At 49.2% G+C, this 19,495-nt stretch carries 21 protein-coding genes and 1 riboswitch; of the genes, 8 read left to right on the top strand and 13 right to left on the bottom strand.

The window, feature by feature from the left end; translation table 11 throughout:
- On the top strand, positions 1-841 hold an 841-nt coding region (locus ACI31H_RS00735), incomplete at its 5' end, for an EAL domain-containing protein (protein ID WP_439770085.1).
- Between the two features lie 204 nt (positions 842-1,045).
- Positions 1,046-2,854: an NlpC/P60 family protein gene (locus ACI31H_RS00730; protein WP_439770084.1), complete on the top strand. Its 1,809-nt coding sequence runs from the start codon at positions 1,046-1,048 to the stop codon at positions 2,852-2,854.
- A 93-nt stretch (positions 2,855-2,947) separates the two neighbouring features.
- Here ACI31H_RS00730 and ACI31H_RS00725 read toward each other — a convergent pair whose 3' ends face one another.
- Together ACI31H_RS00725 and ACI31H_RS00720 are read right to left on the bottom strand one after the other, a co-directional pair.
- Positions 2,948-3,739: an aldo/keto reductase gene (locus ACI31H_RS00725; RefSeq protein WP_439770086.1), complete on the bottom strand. Its 792-nt coding sequence runs from the start codon at positions 3,737-3,739 to the stop codon at positions 2,948-2,950.
- A 111-nt stretch (positions 3,740-3,850) separates the two neighbouring features.
- Complete coding sequence (locus tag ACI31H_RS00720) at positions 3,851-4,411, bottom strand: sugar O-acetyltransferase (RefSeq protein ID WP_439770083.1); 561 nt, start codon at positions 4,409-4,411, stop codon at positions 3,851-3,853.
- A gap of 78 nt (positions 4,412-4,489) precedes the next feature.
- Here ACI31H_RS00720 and ACI31H_RS00715 point away from each other — a divergent pair, with 78 nt between their 5' ends.
- Both ACI31H_RS00715 and ACI31H_RS00710 read left to right on the top strand, forming a co-directional pair.
- Complete coding sequence (locus ACI31H_RS00715; RefSeq protein WP_439770082.1) at positions 4,490-5,002, top strand: MerR family transcriptional regulator; 513 nt, start codon at positions 4,490-4,492, stop codon at positions 5,000-5,002.
- 13 nt (positions 5,003-5,015) lie between these two features.
- Positions 5,016-5,324 (top strand): MazG-like protein, encoded by a 309-nt coding sequence (locus ACI31H_RS00710; RefSeq protein WP_439770081.1) that lies wholly within the window; start codon positions 5,016-5,018, stop codon positions 5,322-5,324.
- A 40-nt stretch (positions 5,325-5,364) separates the two neighbouring features.
- Here the strand turns inward: ACI31H_RS00710 and ACI31H_RS00705 are convergent, their stop codons facing one another.
- The 5 genes from ACI31H_RS00705 to ACI31H_RS00685 all read right to left on the bottom strand — a co-directional run bounded on the left by ACI31H_RS00705 (position 5,365) and on the right by ACI31H_RS00685 (position 9,694).
- Positions 5,365-6,111 carry an alpha/beta hydrolase gene (locus ACI31H_RS00705; RefSeq protein WP_439770080.1) on the bottom strand — a complete coding sequence of 249 codons (747 nt, stop codon included), beginning with the start codon at positions 6,109-6,111 and terminating at the stop codon, positions 5,365-5,367.
- A 6-nt stretch (positions 6,112-6,117) separates the two neighbouring features.
- On the bottom strand, positions 6,118-6,870 hold the full coding sequence (locus ACI31H_RS00700; RefSeq protein ID WP_439770079.1) for an SGNH/GDSL hydrolase family protein: 753 nt from the start codon (positions 6,868-6,870) through the stop codon (positions 6,118-6,120).
- Between the two features lie 139 nt (positions 6,871-7,009).
- Entirely contained in the window at positions 7,010-7,630 is a 621-nt protein-coding gene (locus ACI31H_RS00695) for a flavodoxin (protein WP_439770078.1), read from the bottom strand.
- 162 nt (positions 7,631-7,792) lie between these two features.
- Entirely contained in the window at positions 7,793-8,887 is a 1,095-nt protein-coding gene (gene asd, locus ACI31H_RS00690; RefSeq protein ID WP_439770077.1) for an aspartate-semialdehyde dehydrogenase, read from the bottom strand.
- 150 nt (positions 8,888-9,037) lie between these two features.
- Positions 9,038-9,694 carry an SDR family oxidoreductase gene (locus tag ACI31H_RS00685; RefSeq protein ID WP_439770076.1) on the bottom strand — a complete coding sequence of 219 codons (657 nt, stop codon included), beginning with the start codon at positions 9,692-9,694 and terminating at the stop codon, positions 9,038-9,040.
- Positions 9,695-9,868: 174 nt separating this feature from the next.
- Here ACI31H_RS00685 and ACI31H_RS00680 point away from each other — a divergent pair, with 174 nt between their 5' ends.
- Positions 9,869-10,873, top strand: coding sequence for a hydroxyacid dehydrogenase (locus ACI31H_RS00680; protein WP_439770075.1), 1,005 nt, complete (start codon positions 9,869-9,871; stop codon positions 10,871-10,873).
- Positions 10,874-10,875: 2 nt separating this feature from the next.
- On the top strand, positions 10,876-11,301 hold the full coding sequence (locus ACI31H_RS00675; RefSeq protein ID WP_439770074.1) for a winged helix-turn-helix transcriptional regulator: 426 nt from the start codon (positions 10,876-10,878) through the stop codon (positions 11,299-11,301).
- A 74-nt stretch (positions 11,302-11,375) separates the two neighbouring features.
- Here ACI31H_RS00675 and ACI31H_RS00670 read toward each other — a convergent pair whose 3' ends face one another.
- Positions 11,376-11,723 (bottom strand): carboxymuconolactone decarboxylase family protein, encoded by a 348-nt coding sequence (locus ACI31H_RS00670; protein WP_439770073.1) that lies wholly within the window; start codon positions 11,721-11,723, stop codon positions 11,376-11,378.
- 104 nt (positions 11,724-11,827) lie between these two features.
- Positions 11,828-13,150 carry a C1 family peptidase gene (locus tag ACI31H_RS00665; RefSeq protein WP_439770072.1) on the bottom strand — a complete coding sequence of 441 codons (1,323 nt, stop codon included), beginning with the start codon at positions 13,148-13,150 and terminating at the stop codon, positions 11,828-11,830.
- A gap of 163 nt (positions 13,151-13,313) precedes the next feature.
- Here ACI31H_RS00665 and ACI31H_RS00660 point away from each other — a divergent pair, with 163 nt between their 5' ends.
- Entirely contained in the window at positions 13,314-13,958 is a 645-nt protein-coding gene (locus ACI31H_RS00660; protein ID WP_439770071.1) for an NAD(P)H-binding protein, read from the top strand.
- 214 nt (positions 13,959-14,172) lie between these two features.
- On the opposite strand, the gene ribH is transcribed toward ACI31H_RS00660, so the two are convergent.
- The 4 genes from ribH to ribD are packed head-to-tail and all read right to left on the bottom strand — an operon-like array spanning position 14,173 to position 17,471.
- The gene (ribH, locus tag ACI31H_RS00655) at positions 14,173-14,634 is read right to left on the bottom strand and encodes a 6,7-dimethyl-8-ribityllumazine synthase (RefSeq protein ID WP_439770070.1); all 462 of its coding nucleotides are present in this window, start codon (positions 14,632-14,634) and stop codon (positions 14,173-14,175) included.
- 2 nt (positions 14,635-14,636) lie between these two features.
- Positions 14,637-15,818 (bottom strand): GTP cyclohydrolase II, encoded by a 1,182-nt coding sequence (ribA, locus tag ACI31H_RS00650; RefSeq protein ID WP_439770069.1) that lies wholly within the window; start codon positions 15,816-15,818, stop codon positions 14,637-14,639.
- On the bottom strand, positions 15,818-16,420 hold the full coding sequence (locus ACI31H_RS00645) for a riboflavin synthase (protein WP_439770068.1): 603 nt from the start codon (positions 16,418-16,420) through the stop codon (positions 15,818-15,820). Before ACI31H_RS00645 ends, ribA begins: the two co-directional genes overlap by 1 nt.
- The gene (ribD, locus tag ACI31H_RS00640) at positions 16,413-17,471 is read right to left on the bottom strand and encodes a bifunctional diaminohydroxyphosphoribosylaminopyrimidine deaminase/5-amino-6-(5-phosphoribosylamino)uracil reductase RibD (protein WP_439770067.1); all 1,059 of its coding nucleotides are present in this window, start codon (positions 17,469-17,471) and stop codon (positions 16,413-16,415) included. Before ribD ends, ACI31H_RS00645 begins: the two co-directional genes overlap by 8 nt.
- Positions 17,472-17,609: 138 nt before the next feature.
- Positions 17,610-17,752, bottom strand: a riboswitch (FMN riboswitch).
- Positions 17,753-17,934: 182 nt separating this feature from the next.
- Between ribD and ACI31H_RS00635 the strand changes: the two genes are divergently transcribed.
- Positions 17,935-19,329: a L,D-transpeptidase gene (locus ACI31H_RS00635; protein WP_439770066.1), complete on the top strand. Its 1,395-nt coding sequence runs from the start codon at positions 17,935-17,937 to the stop codon at positions 19,327-19,329.
- Positions 19,330-19,495 lie beyond the last annotated feature (166 nt).

The raw sequence follows: 19,495 nt of genomic DNA, 5'->3' as shown, positions 1-19,495 counted from the left end.
GATGGGTTTTTCCGTCCACTTAATGTTCAACTTAAATTTTACAATCTGCCTTTTATTATCAGTTTTCCTATTTTTCACTTTCATTTGCCTCCTACTCTGTATCGAGGCCCACTTTCGGTACCAAAATAAGGTCGGCATCGACCAGGACAAGGGCTTTTCGCGGCAATACGAATACTTCGGTCAACCTGTCTATAACCAGGACCATGCCATTATTGGTTACGAGCTATTATTACGTGAATATGACCAGCACCAGCAAAAATGGCGGTTACCAAGGAATGTCATTGACTTTCCTTTGAGTAAAGTTGTTAACACCATTGAAAAAATTGACCCCCAGATTCTCAAATCAATTCAGTCACTGGCACTTAACATGACGGTTAGCCAACTGCTTGATTTCCGGTCTACCTACTTTTTTCAGTGGGTCCTGAGTGTCATTCATCAACGGCAACTGGTTGTGGAAATTGACGCGGCTAACATTCGCCAAAGTGGCTTTCTGCGCCGGCGGTTCTTAATCCACCTATTCAAAACCCTTAATCACGACCAGATTAAAATTGAAATTGAAAATGTTGATTCTTCACACCGGACCTACTACTTACTGCGGCCCTTCCTGCCCTACATTGATTATCTAAAATTTAACATTCACACCTTTCGTAAGTCGAAGAACCACTGGATCGATATCACCCTTGCCCAGTGGCAGCGCCGGGCCCGGCATCACCACATTACAACCATCGTCGGTAAGGTGGAAGCCGCTGAGCAGGTAGCACTAGCGGACCAACTCGGCATCGACCTACGACAAGGCTTTGCATACGGTAAGCCCGAATTACTAAGTAGTCCGGAAAAATAAATTAAGTCGCTAGTAAAAACCACCAGCAATGCTGGTGGTTTTTTTGATCTGTCATATAACAATATTGCACCAGCGTTACAAGCTGATTGCAGAAATTATCATTCCAATAACATTCCGCCCACATTCCCCTTTTGTCCTTACGAACGTGGTAGTCTAACAATCGGAAATTGTTTTACGGATTAAAAAGGGAGTTACGATAAATAAATGGATACTAAGAAACACTACAAGATGTACAAGAACGGTAAGAACTGGTGCTACGCGGTTATCGCTACCCTCGCCATTGCTTTTGGTGCAATGGTTAGCGCACAACCTGCCGCCCAGGCTGACACGGTTTCACAGCCAGAAACGACCACGATTACCAGTACTAATAGTGCAGCTAGTCAAGCATCCACGACTGATCAAACGACCACAACTGATCAAACGGCCACCACTAGCCAGGCCCAGACGCCAAGTTGGCAGCCTAGTGGGGCTAATTTAAACTCTCAACAAGCACAAGCTGCGAGTGACCAGACTAACCACGGTAGCTTAGACAGCTTCAGCATTGCCAACGGTAACCTGCAAGTTTCCGGCTGGAACGCTTCTAACCAGGATGTTAACTACCAACACCACTTCGTCATTGTTTACGATCAAACACAAAGTAAGGAATTAGCCCGGCAAGAGGTTACTAACACCCAACGAAACGACGTCGCCAAGGCTTATCCTGGTGTTTACAATAGCCAATACGCTGGTTTTAACACCAACTTTAATTTCGACCTGACCCCTTACTTAAATGACCAACTGCAAGTTATTAGTCGTTACTCTACCGCAGCTAACGGGGAAGGCCAAAACTATGACATGTGGTTTGGGCCAATTGACCTTGGTAAGTCCCAAAAGGGTTACGCCATTGACTCACTTAAGCAAACTAATTCCGGGATGCAAGTAACCGGCTGGATGGCTGACGATGCTTCCGCCACAAAGCCATTTGCTTACGTCTTCTTAATGAAGGATGGTAAAGAATTGGCCCGGACAAGGGTTAACCTGACGGCCCGTCCAGACGTTGCCCAGGCCATGAACACCATTTACGGCAGTGCCAAGAGTGGTTTCACTGCTAACTTCAACGTTGACCAAGCTCTGTTAAGTGGTAACCTGCAAGTGATGATGCGGTTTACTGATGATGCGCAGGGGAATGGTAACTTTAGTGACCAATACTCACAAAGCTACGCTACGAACGCCGATTACGCTGACCAGTTCTCATTAAACGGCAATACGATTCACTACGCTGGTTGGCATGCCGCTACCAACGCTAAGGGGATGCAACACCAATACATTATTGTCTTGGACCTCAACGGGAAGGAACTCTACCGGACTGAACTGACCGGTGCCCAAAAGAACATTACCCGCAATGACATTACCAAGGCCTACCCATGGATCGCTGACACCGCCCAATCTGGCTTTAGTGTGGATATTCCGGTAACTGATGCTATGCAACACAAGGGTATCCGGATCCTCCACCGCTACACGAGCTCGGCCGATGGTAACAGCCAATACGTTGACTTTATCTCCGGTGACTACTCCATTAACAGTGGTTGGCAGGGTGACTACTACTACAACCCAACTACCGGTCAAAAGGTGACTGGCCAACAAACCATTGACGGTAAGACCTACCTCTTTGGTGCCGACGGTAAGCTGCAAACGAAGCAACAAACAGCTGTTAACCGGGCCCTTTCAATGGTCGGTACCCCCTACGTTTGGGGTGGGAACCGGCCGGGTGGTTTTGACTGCTCCGGTTTAGTTCAATGGGCATACGGCCTTAGTGCACGGACTACCTACCAACAACAAGCACTGGGTGTCCACCACTATGATGTTGCCAACGCTCCACTTGGTGCCCTGCTCTTCTTCGGCTCCGACACCACTCCTGGTCACGTTGCCATCTCACTTGGTAATGGTCGTTACGTTCACGCACCACAACCTGGTCAAACCGTGACGGTTACTACCCAGGCTTGGTACGCCCCAAGTTTCTACGTTGTCCTGTAATTTAACTTAAATCATAAACATCAATCTACAAAACTCCCAATACAAAAGGACCGTTCAGAATCGTGAACGGTCCTTTTTATTGGGCTAGTTATTTTAGTAGTAACGCTTATTCTTGTTGACCTTGGCAATTGCGGCCATTTCATCATCGGTTAACTGAAAGTCAAAGATGTCAGCGTTGTCGTGGATGTGGGCCGGGTTAGTTGAACCAGGGATTACCACGAAACCCATCTGGGTGTGCCAACGCAAGATAATTTGGACGTTGGACTTGTGGTACTTCTTAGCCAGCTTGGTAAAGATTGGTTCATTGATCAGCGAACGGTCACCAGAGCCTAGTGGGTACCAGGCCATCAAACGGGTACCGTAAGGCTTAAGAATTTGCCGGGCTTCCGTTTGGGGGAAGTACGGGTGTGCTTCTGCCTGCAGTACTTGGGGCTTAATTTCCGCAAAGTCTAAAACACTCTTCAAAAGGGACGCGCTCCGGTCAAAGTTCGAAATACCAATGGCCTTAATTTTGCCGTCCCGGTAGGCCTTTTCAAGGGTCCGGTAAGCGGTCTTCCAGTCACCAGATGGTTGGTGCAAGAAAAGCAGGTCAATATAATCAAGGTCTAAGCGGTCCAGAGCCTTATCAACGGCGTCCGGGTCATCGTAAGACGTGGTCCACAGCTTCGTGCTAACGAAGAGGTCGTCACGGTTAACTCCGGAATTCTTAATTCCCCGACCAACGCCATCTTCATTGTAGTAGGCTTCGGCCGTATCAATTAGTTGGTAACCATCTGCTAGGGCTGCTTCCACGGCCTTCTGGGCGTTATCTGGTGACATCCGGAAGGTTCCAATCCCCATTTCAGGCATTTCAACACCGTTATTTAACTTAAACTTTTCCATTATTAATCCCATCCTTTTCGCTTTGTTTGCTTCGATGGTTTTATTCTAATGGCGAAGGCGAAGTTTGAAAATTACCGTTTTCCTATAATGATATACGGCTAATGCATAGCCTAATTATTCCTTACTTAGCTGCCGGATCACCCTTGCTGGTACACCGGCCGCCAGGCTATCGTCAGGGATATCATGGGTAACCACGGCCCCGGCCGCAATGACAACGTTATTACCAATTGTGACTCCCGGCGTAATTGTCACCTTCCCACCAATCCAGACATCATCCCCAATCGTCACTGGCTGGACCCGGGCCAGGCGCTGCCGCCGTCCGTGTGCGGTCAAGGGGTGGTTAACCGTGTAAATATCGGTATTCGGCCCAATCCAGACGTTATTACCGATCCAAACCTCACCAACGTCCAAGACGGTCAGGTTATAGTTAGCCAGGAAATTATCACCAACGTGGATGTTCTTACCATTGTCAAAGTTAAACCGGCTATGGACGACCAGGTTCTTCCCAGCGGAGCCCAGGATTTTACGGGCCATTGCTTCCTGATGTTCCGGCTCATTTTCGGGAATTGCGTTAAACTTCTGGGCCATGGTTGCCGCCCGCAGTTTTCGGGAAGCAATCTCCGGGGCGCCAAAATTAAACCATTCACCAGCCACTAACTTATCAATTTCAGACATTTTGATTACCTCCTTAGTTCGTCATTGCTATAATACGGGTTAAACCATGGTTTAAGTCAAAGAAAAGAAGGGAAAAAGATGCGTTATACAATTGGTGAGGTTGCTAAAAGGCTCAACGTTCCACCGTCGACCATCCGGTTCTACGATAAAAAGGGACTTCTCCCCTTCGTCGACCGCGATCAGGCCGGTCGGCGGAGCTTTAAAGATAATGATTTAAACTTCCTACAGGTGATTGAATGCATGAAGAAGTGTGGGATGAAGATTGAAGAAATTCGCCACTTCATCGACTTATGCATGGCCGGTGACGTTACTCTAGATGACCGCTACGACCTCCTTAAGCAGGAAGAACAGACCGTTATTAAGCAGATTAAGATTCTGCAAGACCAGCTTGACTTTCTCCACTATAAGATGTGGTACTTCAAGACGGCCATTGAAGCCGGAACCGAGGCTATTTACTACACCACAACTAATGAGGGCCAACGGGTCGCCCCTGATATCCATGAACAATACCGGGCTGCCCTAGCTAGCTGCCATGACATCAAAGAACTCGTTGATTTTGAAAAAGACTATCGGCACCACCAAGATAAATAAGGGAGAAATTAGAATGGACATTAAAGAAGTTTCACAACGGGCGGCTAAAATCCGCCAGCGTTACCATGAATTAGAATTAAAATACCACGGCAGTAAGTGGAGTGCGGAAGAGGACGCCTTGGCCTTTTTAACCGATGCCGGAATCGTCGGCCGGTTAGTGATGGACCAACAAGGATGGTGGCCGAAAACCAGTGACGACCAACTCGATTATAAAATTGGGGAATGTATTTGGTGGCTGGCAACCCTCGCCGACCAAACTGGGTTAAGTTTGGAAGACTGCATTCGCCACTTCCTCGACCAACGGGAAAGGGATTTAAAATAAGTAATAAGGGAGTACCCTAAAGCAGGTACTCCCTTATTACTTATTTATTCAAGAAATCCGTTACGGTAGTTAGAATCTCTGATAATTTCTTCCCCTCTAGCATGTGATCTTCCCCCTCCATTAGGTAGAGCTTACTGTTTGGTAAGATCACGTTGTACTTCCGTGAGGCTTCCGGTGAAACGACGTTATCATTCAAGCCATGAATGATTACCGCCTCCCCACCAAAGTGCTGGGCCGTTTCGTAAATTGGCAACAGTTGGGCTGTCCGGAAGTACTGGCCGCTCACGTCTTGACCATGGACTGATACCGCCAACGGAATGTGGTTCGGGTCATACTTAGTTCCCTGACACTCACCGATCAGGGCATCGTCCTTAAGGGTTGCCGCCGGAGCTAGCAAGACTAACTTATCAACGAGGTCCCGGTAATAGCCAGCTAACATCGAGGCCACCACCCCACCTTGGGAGTGGCCAACCAGGTAAATTTGCTTTGCCTTAACCTTAGTACGGACAAAGTCAATAATCGCCATCCCATCAAGGATTTCACCGAGAACCGTCATATCGGCAAAGTCCCCGTCGCTATGCCCACACCCATCAAAATCAAAGCGCAAAGTCGGTAGTCCGGCAGCATTCAGGTGCTGAGAAAGGTCATAGAGGAGCTTGCCGGGGTGGTAGCCGCGGTCTCCTTGAAAGCCATGCATCAAAATCGCGATTCGGTCATTTTGAAGAGTCTCAGTACCTTCCAAAACACCGCGAAGGGTCAAGCCATCCCTTTTAATTGTAATATCCATTTCTAATCAGCCTTTCTGTACTTCTGTAATAATTGCGGTTAACTCCCGTTCAAACACCGGTAGCCAGATTTTCAAATAGCCTTCCTGTGTTGGGTGAACATCATCAAACATTGCATTCGGGTGGGCCGCCGTACTAGCCAGCAGGCCGCGGTTATGAAAGAGGTCGATGATAACAAAGCCCCACTTCTTTTGGAGGCTTTGCAGATCCTTAATCAGGTCGGCATATTTATGTTCTGGATCGGCTTGGAGACAGGTATAAAAAACTAGCGGGCAGTTCCAGGTTACCCGTACATACCGACAAATTTCCTCAATGGCCCCCAGAGTAGTTCCCGTATCAAATCTGTCCCGCTGGTTATTTGCGGTTAACTGGCCGGGGTGCTTACCATGACGATTATCATTCGTCGATAGCTGGCAAACAAAGAGGTCGTATTGCTGGTCGACAGAGAAGTCCTTTTTTAGACGATCAAGGTAACCACCGGATTCTAGGCCGGCCAACGTGGTACCGGATATTGCTGACTTAGTTGCCATAACCCCATCCCGGGCCACCAGGTAGTCAACAAAGGACTTCCCCTTGGCCGCAAAGCCATACGTGACCGAAGAGCCCAGAAAGGCAATCTTCTTACCAACTAACGGTGATGCCGGATTAAAGTCAACCGCATCCGGACTATACTTAGCCGCGTTTCCCTTTTGATAGGCAGGCGACCCCATCATTTTTTCTAAAAAGCTTTGGAGCTTGGCCCCACGATTTTCTTGTGTCATGACATCCTCCTTACTCGCTACTAGTAGTTATTTTACACCTCCTAGTATCCGCCAGCAGTATATAAAAAGTGAGTACGGTAGAAGTCGTAACTGACTTCTACCGTACTCACTTTTTTAGCTTATTTATGCTGTTTCCGGGCTAGTAACCCAGCCGGTCGAGCCAACGGTTAACTTGGCCCCGGGCGTGGGCTGCTTCAGTTCCCCGAACCGTAAAGCCGCGCCGGGTCTTAGCATTCGGGTATTGACTCTTCAAAACATTTGGTGTTTCGCCCAGGCCAGAACCTTCGTTAGTCGTGAACGGGATAACCGTCTTACTACTACTGTTTAAGTTGACCTGGTCCATGAAGGTCCGGACAACCATTGGGTAGGTGTTGTACCAAACTGGTGATCCGATGAAGATGGTGTCGTACTTGCTAACATCTGGCATTGGACCCTTGATAGCTGGACGAGCACCGGAACGCCGCTGCTGGTCGGCTAACCGGGCCGTCTGGTCGTAGTCATTAGGGTAGGCCTTCACTGGCCGGATTTCAAATTCGGTCCCACCGGTCTTCTTTTGAATATCATCCGCGATCCGCTTAGTGTTACCAATCTTCAAATCCCCACCATAAATTCCGCGGGTTCTGGAGAAGTAAACAATCAGTGTCCGCTTTCCCTTACTATTAGCTGCGGCTTGGTGGTGATTATTAACCACTAGGCCACCTACAATTGCGAGAATAATAACCGCAATCATTGCAATCCACTTACGACTGATCTTTTTCATCCTAATCACCTTTCTCTCTTGATTTGTTGCCACTATTCTATCCAGAAAGGGGTCCGTTGAAAATTACCAGATCTTTATAGCGGTATGCGGATAACGCATAGTATTTCGGATAAAAAATGAGCACCGCGTATTCGAAGAGTAAATACACGATCCTCATAGTTACTACTTAGCTTCAATGTAGCCCTTAGCCTTCAACAATTCGGCCAATTCAATGGCACCACCAGCGGCACCCCGGGCGGTGTTATGGGACAGGCCGACAAACTTCCAGTCAAAGAGCTTATCTTCACGTAAACGACCGATGGAAATCCCCATCCCGTGTTCAAAGTTCACGTCGTACCGTACTTGCGGCCGGAAGTCATCATCTAAGTATTGGATAAATTGCTTTGGTGCACTTGGCAAACCAAGCTTTTGCGGCTCCCCACTGTAATCTTCGAGGGCCTGGATTAATTCTTCCTTGGTTGGGTTCTGCTTGAAGTTAACGAAGGCCGCTACCGTGTGCCCATACAGAACCGGTACCCGGAGACACTGGCTAGTGATTACCGGTGATTCTGCCGGAACAATGGCCTTCTTTTCAGCATCCACGTGGCCCCAAATCTTCAGCGGTTCATCCTCGGACTTCTTTTCTTCCCCGGGGATGTACGGGATAACGTTACCCTGAATTTCTGGTGCGTCTTCCAGCGTCTTACCAGCACCGGAGATGGCCTGGTAGGTACATGCAAGAGCCTGGGTCGGTTCAAACTTCATCCACGCTGCCAGGGCCGGTGTATAACTTTGAATGGAGCAGTTCGGCTTTACGGCCACAAAGCCCCGCTTCGTCCCCAGTCGTTCCCGTTGGTACTTAATTACTTCCACGTGTTCGGGGTTAATTTCCGGTACCACCATTGGTACATCCGGCGTCCAACGGTGGGCACTGTTATTAGAAACCACCGGTGTCTCGTGTTGGGCATACGCGTTTTCCAGCTGGCGGATCGCATCCTTATCCATGTGCACCGCTGAAAATACAAAGTCCACCTGACTAGCAACCTGGTCGACATCTTCAGCATCTAAAATGGTGAGGTCCTTTACACCTTCTGGAATCGGCGTCGTCCCCATCTTCCAGCGGTCCTTAACTGCTTCACCATACTTTTGACCTGCACTGTGCTTGCTAGCTGCAACCACCGTTACCTCAAACCAGGGATGGTTAGCCAGCAGGGTTACAAACCGTTGACCCACCATTCCAGTAGCACCAATCACACCAACTTTTAACTTCTCGCTCATTCCAAGGCGCCTCCATATGATAAATTTTATCCTTTTTCTAATTATGTTCTAATATACACTCATTATTAATGAAATTCCATCTTTGTACTAAAAACTCCCGGTACTCCACATTTAGAAATACCGGGAGTTTGTTCGCCCTATTCAACTTTTCTAGTACCAAGCGGGCTTATCACCGTCAGTATTCGGCTTATTGACCCCTAAGTCCTTCCGTACATACTTATCCGGATTAGCAATTATTTCGGCAACCAAATTACCAATCGACTTTCTTGAAACTTCAGTCCCCTTAAAGGCCTCACCACGCTGGGTTATTTCATAATCGACTTCGTCCTTATCGGTCAACCAGGCCGGTCGAATAATCGTGTAATCGAGGTCGGAGGCGGAAACGACGTCAGCAGCCTTCCGGTAGGTACCGAGGTAGCTGTCCGCTTGACCACCACCGAGCATTTCGTTATTCCACTCACCAAATTTACCGGGAACTTCGTCATAGATCCCAATTGATGAAATCCAGACGAGTTGCTTAACCCCGTACTTATCCATTGCGGCAACGATGTTCCGGGCTTGTTGCTCAATCTGTGGGTTCCGCAGGTTAGCATAAACCACGTCCGCCTTGGCAACCGCCGCGTCCAGCTCAGCTTGCTTTAGGGTATCGCCCTTAATCACCGTCGCCCGGCTTTTGTCAACCCCAGTCAGGTTCTGCGGGTGACGCGTAAATAAGAGTAAGTGATCAGTCGTCTTTTCGAACAGGGCCGTAATTGCGTGGCCCGCAATCTTACCAGTTGCACCGAGAATCAAAACTTGCTTTGTCATTTATTCTTCCTCCTAACCTTAGTTTCACTTTCTAGTATAGTAAGGATCAATCTTATTAAAAGTAAGCACTTCTGGGTAAGCTAGTTACGGTGGGGTAAGAAATTAGTCTGCGCCAGTCGATCACGCCATTTAAATTAATTTGCCATATAATAGCAATGTAAGGGGGGGCTCAAAATGAAAATTGTAATTGCTGATTATCCAGAATCGATGATACCCAACCACCAACTAGAAAAGCGGGTCCTAGCGGCCGGACTACCTGGTTGCCAAGTCGTCGTTTATCCTTACCAGGACAACCAACGTGCTGCCTTTTTAAAAGAAATCCACGATGCTGACGCGCTCTTAACTGCCTTTATCAAAATCGATGACGCCGTTTTCACCGCGGCCCCACACCTAAAGATCGTTTCTATCAACGCTACTGGCTATGACAACGTTGACCTCGCCGCGGCTAAACGACACGGTGTCGCTGTTTGCCCAGTTGGCGAGTACTGTACCGAGGATGTGGCGGAATTCACTATTACCACAATGTTAGCCCTGGTCCGCCAACTCAAGGCCTACGTCAATGACGTTGACCAGCGGCACGAATGGCGTTACGACTACGTCCACCCTAACCGGCGGCTCAGCAACATGACGTTAGGGATCTTTGGTCTGGGTAAAATTGGGCGAGCAGTCGCTAGAAAAGCGGCGTCTTTGGGGATGACGGTGCTCGCTAACGATCCCTTCATCAGTAAGGAGCTCTACACACCGGTCGCTAATTTAGTCCAGCTTGTAAGCGTTGATAAGTTACTAGAGCGTGCCGATGTCGTTACTAACCACATGAACCTTAACGAAACCAACCACCACTTTTTCACCGCCGACCGCTTCCAAAAGATGGTCAACCATCCCTACTTCATTAACATGGCGCGGGGGGCCGAAGTCGATGAATCCGCCCTGATAACGGCACTGGATACTGGGCAAATTAAGGGCGCGGCGCTGGATGTTTTAGCTACTGAATTTCCTGACCTCCAGCACAACCCACTAGTCGGTCGGGAAAATGTCCTTGTTACCCCCCACACGGCTTTTTACAGTACTGATTCCGTAACGGCACTCCAACAAATTTCCTGTCAAAATATTGTTTACTACCTGACTGGTCAGCCGGACCGGGTCTTTAAACTAGTTGTCAATCCACAAAAGGAGGAATAAAGATGACTACACCGCAGATGTTCAATACTGGTGCTGAATACGCGCTCTCCATTATTGGCGGTAAGTGGAAGCCGGTAATTCTCTACCTATTGGCCGGTCATCCCCGCCGGACCGGTGAGCTAGTCAAACAGCTGGGTACTTCGTACAAGGTCCTTAGTGACCAGCTCCGTGAAATGGTCGATTCCGGCATTGTTGCCCGGAAGAGTTTTAACACGATGCCGCCCCACGTGGAATACCGGTTAACTGAAGAAGGTGAAAACCTGTACGCCGCCCTCCGTTATCTTAATTACTGGGGTGAACAAAAGGCGGCGGCGAGTCCGCATGTCAAAATTATGTGCACTGAAAAAATGAAGCAGTTGGGCGACGACGGCCTCTGCGTAATCACTAAAAAGCACCTCCACCATTGGCGGCAGGAAATTGTTAAATAAAATTGATGTTTCACATGAAACATCCACTTAAAAAAGGCAGCTGGGAAAGATTTCTCAGCTGCCTTTTAATTCAACTATTTTTGCTCTTTCAGGAATTGGTCGGCACAGGCCAGCGCCTTACCGCCATAAACCGTTGATGGGCCACCACCCATCATAATAGCAATGTTGATGGTCTCAACAATCTCGTCCCGGGTTGCACCGAGCTTAATGGCACCCTTGGTGTGTTGAACAATGCACCCTTCACAGCGAATTGCAACCGCAATGGCTAATGCTTCGAGGACCTTAGTCTTACCGTCCAATGCGCCCGCCTTAATAGCCGCATCATGGACTCCCATAAAGGACTTACCAGTCTCACCGTTACTGCCGAAAAGATTCTTATTATTAGCCATTACTTCTGCTAATTCTTGACTATAATCCGTCATTGAAAACCATCCTTTCATCCAAAAGTAACATTCCAAACAATGCTTATTATACAACTTTGGAAGCGTTTTCTCAATAGATGACTAGCCAATAGACATTTAATCAGTTATTGTAGTGAATCCCAGGCGGTTAATTCAATTGGCGTTGTCGCTGCTAACTCTTGAAGCCGGGCTGGTAAGTACTTTTTATTAATTACTGCTTCGTAAGTATACTCTTCAAACCAGTCTTGGGTCATGACAAAGTAGCCATTGTCCCCATTATCCTTACCCCAACTGTTTTCAATCTTCCACCGGGTTGGCTGACCATTAACCAGGTCAAATCCCGTTAAAGTCATTGCATGGGTAACCTCCGCCTGCCGGGTTTCCAACCGATCACGCTTGTCCATCGTGAAGTCGACGTCGAGTAATTCTTGCCGGTGGAACAATTTGGCATCCATCAGCCCCCGCTTCCGGTCCATCTGTTGGAGGACATCGTTACCGACCCAGACCGTTTCCCCAGCCTTAAGTTGGGCAATCGCCGCGGCTTGGAGGTCAGCAAAAGGAACGTTCATAAACTTAATTGCTACCCCACCGGCAACGTTATCTTGGGTCGGCATAGAATAGACCTGGCCATATTCATGGTCCGGTGCATTGGTTACCACTACATAATCGTTAAAGTTGGTGTCGAAGTACTGGTGGTAGAAATCCAATGGAGTTAGGCCCAGCACTTGGTAGAACTTCTGGTCATCATCTTTAAATTCCAGGTCGAACTTAGCCGGTGGTTCACCAAAGGAGTAGGCGACCACCTTATAAACATCGGCCATCATCCGTTCCTGGGCCTGAGCAAGTTGCTCCTCACTATCACCATGCTTAACCATCCGCCGTAACTCTAAGGCATCCTTACGCATTAGGTAGTTCATCACTTCGGCCACATCACTGGTGTCCTTAGTATTATGGGTATCTGGCATCACGTATTCTGGTACCACCCCGTACTTCTCGATGACTGCGGCCGCATTCGCCCACTGGCCACCATCATTTAAGGCAAAACTTAGGTAGAAGTCCACGAGACGGTCATGGAACGGCTTATCAGCGGTTTCAATAATCTTTTGGAAGAACATGTTTGCCCGCTCGATCCGGTCCCAGAAGAACAGGTAGTTTTGGGAAAGTTCGAAGTCCTTAAAATTATACTTTTGTGCGAACTTATGACGGAGTGTGTTCAAGGCGGCAAACGACCAGCAGCGCCCACTGTGGCGTTGGTTGCTCGGCTTCCCGGTCTTAATCTCATAGGAAAAGGCCCGGTGGAGACGTTCGCTAGCGGCGGGATCCTCGCTAGCATTCTTGATCCCGTTCCTTTGTACCGCCCGTGCAATCACGGCCGCTGCCGGACGCGATCGAAATACTTTTTGGTACTTTTCAACCATTTCACTGGTTAACTGTTTTTCTTTCGTCATGGTAATCCCCTCTTATAATTAGTTACTACCATCAGAGCGCATTGGGAACACGCCGATAGCTGTTACTTTTTGATTATATCATTTACTAGAAGGTACCTTTCCTTTACCGCTTACTTTTTATAAGATAAAATGGAAACGGATAAAAGATTAAGGAGGAGTTAATATGAGTAAAGTATTTGTTGCCGGTGGTTCCGGACGTGTCGCTACTGAGTTAATCAAGGACCTGGTTGCGGCGGGAAATGAAGTTGTCGCGGGCGCCCGCCACCCCGAAAAAATTATCAACCTTGCTAGTGTTACTCCAGTTAATTTAGACCTCCACGGCGACGTAACCAAAATTGCTAGTCTGATGGTAGGTAGCAGTGCGGTTTACTTTGTGGCCGGATCACGGGGCAAGGACCTGCTCCAAACTGACGCCATGGGGGCGGTTAAGACAATGCAGGCCGCGCAACGGTCAGGAATCAAACGTTACATTATGCTGAGTTCAATGTATGCCCTCCAACCTGAAAAGTGGGCAGATTACCCTGCACTTGCTGAAATCACCGATTATAACATCGCCAAGTTCTTTGCCGATGACTATCTGATCCATAGCACGGACCTAGACTACACCATCATTCAACCAGCATCACTAACCGAAGAGCCCGCGACGGGGAAAGTTACCTTTGGTGAAGGTGCCGACACCACCAACCCAATTCCCGATGTTGCTCAGGTATTGGCCGACGTCTTGGAAGCGGACAATACTATCGGTAAGGTTATCTTAATGCGGAGCGGTGAGACACCGATTCACGAAGCGATTGCCAATGTTAAGTAGCCGCTGTTTCACGTGAAACTATGAATTGAGGACGTGACATAAATCTCTCTGTATAGATCAAAAGCGAGCAGCGCGGTACACAAATGAGGTCCAGAGCCCGGCAAAGCCGAACTCTGGACCCCTATTTGTGCTCGCGGGGGCATGACTACGAAGTCGTAACCGACTTCTGTCATGCTCCCTTTTATCTTTTTAAAGCTGTTCCACATGAAACATCTTAGATTTGTTTACTCAGTGATATCATTTCCAGTAGACTTTGGGCCGTGCTGGCTCCTTCATTCCCCATCTTCAAGCCGGCCCGTTGCATTGCCTGTTCAATATTATTGGTCGTTAGGATTCCAAAGGTAACGGGGACCTTTCCCTGTAAGTTCAGTTCCATGATCCCCCGGGCCACGTTTTGACAAATCAGGTCATAATGATCGGTCTCGCCTTTAATTACCGCCCCCAGGGTCATGATCCCGTCGAATTCACCCTTATCCAGTAACTTCTTTACTGCAAAGGGAATTTCAAACGCCCCTGGTACATGGAAAACGGCAACTTGGTCTCCCGTAATCCCAAACTTGGCCAAGGTGGCCACGGCACCGGTAACCAGGTTACTCGTCACGGTACTATTAAAATCGGCAACTACGATCCCGACGTGGACACTATTTTGGTTAAACTTTCCCGTAAATTCTTTCATGATTATGCCTCCATATCCAATAAGTGATGGAATTTATTCTTCTTAGTTATCAGGTACTGCCGGTCATACTTGTTGGGCCGAATTTCCAACGGGAGGCGGTCATGAACCGTGATTCCCGCCTCTTCTAGTTGGTTAATTTTATCTGGGTTATTCGTCAGCAGGTCGATCTTTTTAACCCCCAACTGCTGCAGAATTTGAGCGGCTAGCCGGTACTGCCGCTCGTCGGCCTTAAAGCCCAGCTTCTCGTTTGCCTCCACCGTATCATAGCCGTGCTCTTGCAGGTGGTAGGCCCGGAGCTTATTCTCCAGGCCAATTCCCCGGCCCTCTTGCCGCAGGTAAAGGACGATTCCCCGACCCGCCGCATTAATCTGCCGCATGGCCGCGTGGAGCTGGGGGCCACAGTCACAACGCAATGACCCCAGGACATCCCCGGTAAAGCATTCCGAATGCAAACGAACCATGACCGGCTCTTCACCGGAGATATCGCCCTTAATCAGGGCCAGGTTATCACCGGCAAAGTGCCGGAGCCGGAAGTCACCATACTCGCTTGGCAGGTGTACCTCTTCAACCGGTTGGCTAACCATACTCCGCCGGTATTCCTGCAGGTCTTTAATGGTGATAATTGGCAGACTGAATTCCGCCGCCTTTTCGTGCAACTCCTTGGACCGGGCCATTTCACCATTTGACTTGAGAATCTCACAGATATAAGCCACCGGCTCCTCACCGGCCAACTTGGCAAGGTCAACGGCAGCCTCCGTATGACCATTTCTTTCCAGTACCCCATTTTCTTTGGCAACTAACGGGAAAATATGACCCGGCTTATAGAAGTCCGCATTCTGGGCCTGGGGATCTGCTAAGTGGCTGATCGTTCGCCAACGGTCAAAGGCCGAAATTCCCGTCGTGGTCGACTTGTGATCCACACTAATGGTAAAGGCCGTACCAAAGGGGTCGGTATTATCCGTCGTCATCTGGGGAAGGGCCAGACGGTTAGCCACGGCCGGTGCCATCGGGACACACATCAGGCCCCGCGCATACTTGGTCATGAAGTTAACCTTTTCCGGTGTTGCCTTACTGGCTAAACCGACCATGTCCCCCTCTGCTTCCCGGTCTAAGTCGTCCATCACGATTACTAAGCCACCCTTTTTCAGGTGGTCAATTGCTGTCTGTATCTTTTTTACATCCATTATTGTGCCCCTTTCTGTACATTTGCGGCCACGTACTTGCCTAAAATATCCGTTTCCAAGTTAACCCGGCTACCGACCTGAAGTTCATCCAAGTTCGTAACCGTCTGCGTATGCGGGATTAGGCCGACCGAGAACCAATCATCCCCGGTTGCCATTACCGTCAGGCTTACGCCATTAATAGCGACACTCCCCTGAGAGACGACCTGGTTACTCAGGCGCGGTGGTAAGGTAAAGCGCAGCTCAATAGCGTTTTCGTTCGTCGTCACCCTTTGCACCGTCGTCACTTCATCAACGTGCCCCGTCACAATGTGCCCTTCCAACCGGTCACCGACTTTCAAAGACCGCTCGAGGTTAACTAGGTCCCCGACAGCCAGCTCCTTAAAGGTCGTCTTGTTAAAAGTTTGGGGCATCAGGGTAACGTGAAAGGCCTGGTCACTTTGGTCCACCACCGTCAGGCAGGTACCATTAATCGCCACCGAATCACCAATTGCGAGCCCCTTCATTACGACCGGTTGGGTTGGTGCAATTACCAATTCAATCGTTTCAGATTGTTTTCGTAAGTCCTGTACTTTACCAGTTCCTTGAACTAAACCACTAAACATCTTCCCGCTTCCTTTCTACAATCCTGACGTTATCCCCTAATACCGTTAACCGGCGGTGGCTAAATTTCCATGGTACCGGTGGGGTAAAGGCAGCGACTCCGCCCGCACCCAGCATTTGTGGGTCAAGGTAGGTAATCACTTCTTCCACCAGGCCCGCCGTCGCAAACGCACCATGGACTGTGGGGCCGCCCTCAACATATAGTGACTGAATCCCCTGCTGGGCCAGCGCCGTGAGCACCACCTTTATTGAACAATCCGGTAGGTAAAATACTCGGACCGGCAAACCTTTAAGGCGGTGGGCGACCGTCGCATTGGCTGTAAAGAGCCACGTCGGCGCTAGGCCGTCACTCAGTAATTTCAACTGAGGATAATCAGCGAGCCGTCCCCGCCGGTCCAGCACAATCCGCACCGGTATAAACCGTGGCCGTGGCTGTGGAAGCAGGGTTGGGTCGTCGACAATGGCTGTCGTACTACCGACCACAATTCCCTGGAAATTGGCCCGCTCCTGGTGAACCTGCCGGTAAACGGCCTGGTTGGTAATCGCCGTTCGTTGTCCCACCCCAGCACTAACCCGGTGGTCTAAACTAACCGCCTGCTTGAGCGTGACCCAGGGGCGGCCCTGGCGGAAAAAGAAGTTGTAGTGGGGGTTAACCAGGGCCGCGGCCCGCTCACTTACCCCGGTGACGACTTCGATGCCGTGTTGGCGCAAATTGTTAATCCCCTTTCCCGTTACCAGGGCATGGGGGTCGGTTTCAGCAACCACGACCCGTTTGATCCCCATTTTGATAATCATGTCGGTACAGGGTGGCTGCTTGCCGTAATGGTTACAGGGCTCCAGGGTCACGTAGAGTGTTGCCCCCTGCGCCTGCCTGGGCGAAAGTTTGCTTAAAGCAGTGCGTTCGGCGTGTGGTCCCCCAAAGGGCTGGGTGTGCCCGGTTGCCAACACCTTCCCCGCCTTGACGACCACGGCACCCACCCGTGGATTTTGCCAGGTATCAACCGCTTGTTTTGCCTGGTCAATCGCCAATTGCATAAAGTATCGATCATCCATTTCCATCACCCTCCAACAAAAAAAGCGTCCCAAGAGTTCTCCTGGGGCGCGGTTTCTGGGCACTGCTGGTAAAAATAAAACCCGGATAACAATTTCGTTATCCGGGGCCATCATTAAACTGGTAGTGTTAAATATTACGTTTTTCTTCTCCCATCCAGACTATACTGTCGGTACCAGACTTGCACTGGTTCAACCGCGAACTAACATTAGCACGCGGGTCACGGACTTCAAGTTACCTTGTCACCGTCGGTTGGGAATTTCACCCGGCCCCGAAGAAAACTAGTTTTATAATTTAACTCAAGTGTAACTGTTCACTAACTTTTTGTAAAGGATAAATAATTTTTATTAAAAAATAACGGCGCTAGGCCTTGATTTGACGGCATTTCACAAATCAAATTCTTGTAATTTGGTCAATTAGCAGTAAGATAACTCTATAATTTGATTGGCAACTGAGGATTGAACGATGCAAAAATTAAGTTTAAAAAATAGCATTATTGCTGTCCTGGTGTTATTAATCCTGGTCCTAATCGGGATGCACCACCACCAGCGAACCCACTTTAACCAAAACGTTAGTATCAACCGGGTAGCGGTCGGTGGGCTAACCGCCAAACAGGCATACGATAAGGTGCGGCAAACGAAGCGCACTTCTAAGGTCTACGTAAACCAAAAACTGGTTTACACGGGGGCCACAACTAGCTCCGGCTTTACCCCTGCAGATCAAAAGAAGATCAGTGCCGCCCTACAACGTCAGTACACCTTCTTCCCTTCCCACAAGCGGGTCAACCTACTAGTTGAGCCGGCCAAGCTTGACAAGTCGGCCCTCGGCGATATCAATACCGCCGTCAATAACCGGGTCCAACAGCTCAACGCTGGTCGGACCGCCCCCCGCGACGCCTATGCGGTTTACCAAAACGGGCAGGTTAAGGTTATCCCGGCGGTCAAGGGGACCCAGTACAGTGACCAGGGGCTGACCAAGACCGTCAGCCGGGAGTTTGTTAATGGTACTATCCACCTAAAGCCACGGTTTATTACCCCGCTGGCGGCTAACAGTCCGACCGTCCAAAACGAAAAGCGACAGCTAAGCAAGCTGCAACACCGGTCGGTTACCTACCGGGTTCAAAATAAGAACTACCATTTCACCACACCGGAGGTAATTACTAAGGCCACCTACCAAAACGGGCACTACCACTTCACCACTGATCAAGTAAAGGGGCAGATTGCCCGGATCAATGCCCACCAGGCAACCCTAGGCAAGTCCTTTAAGTACAAGACAGCCGACGGCAAGACGATTACCACTACTAACGCCGGAACCTACGGCTGGAAGATCAGTAGTCGGCAGGCGGGGCAAACCCTGGCCGCGGCCCTGGCGGCTAACCAAAAACAGGTTGATGCCAAAAACGACCTCTACGGCAAAGGCTACAGCCACCTGGGAACCGGTTATGCTAACACTAGCAACTACGGCCTCGGCAACACCTACGTAGCGGTTTCCCTCGCTAAACAACACGCCTGGTTCTATAAGAACGGCAAGTGCGTGCTGAGCACTGACATCGTCAGCGGGACCAATAATGCTGGGAACCGGACGCCTAAGGGTGTTTGGTATATCATGTACCAGCAGACCCCGTCCGTTTTACGGGGACTTAACGATGATGGTTCTAAGTACGCCAGCAAGGTGCAGTACTGGTCACCATTTACCCTCTCCGGCTGTGGTTTCCACGATGCCAGCTGGCGAACCGACTGGTCAAAGCGGGCCTATAAGGAAACCGGTGGTGGTTCCCACGGCTGTATCAACATGCATCCCGAAAATGCCGGCATCGCCTTCCACGCGCTTTCCAAGGGTGAGCCGGTAATCATCTACTAGTCTTAACTAAAGTTAAAAGGCCTGACCCTGGTATCTTACCAGGATCAGGCCTTTTAAAATAGCTCCGTTATGAAAGCGTTTCATTTAGTGGTTAAATTAGCTAAAATATAGATAAAGGTAGATTATAGAATGAAGTTAGCCACCCAGTTGGTGGTAAATAAAAAAC

Origin of the sequence: Limosilactobacillus sp., assembly GCF_051873035.1 — a bacterium.
GTDB lineage: Bacteria > Bacillota > Bacilli > Lactobacillales > Lactobacillaceae > Limosilactobacillus.
Note: the sequence above shows the minus strand (reverse complement) of the source record. Positions and strands in the feature narration are given on the sequence as shown.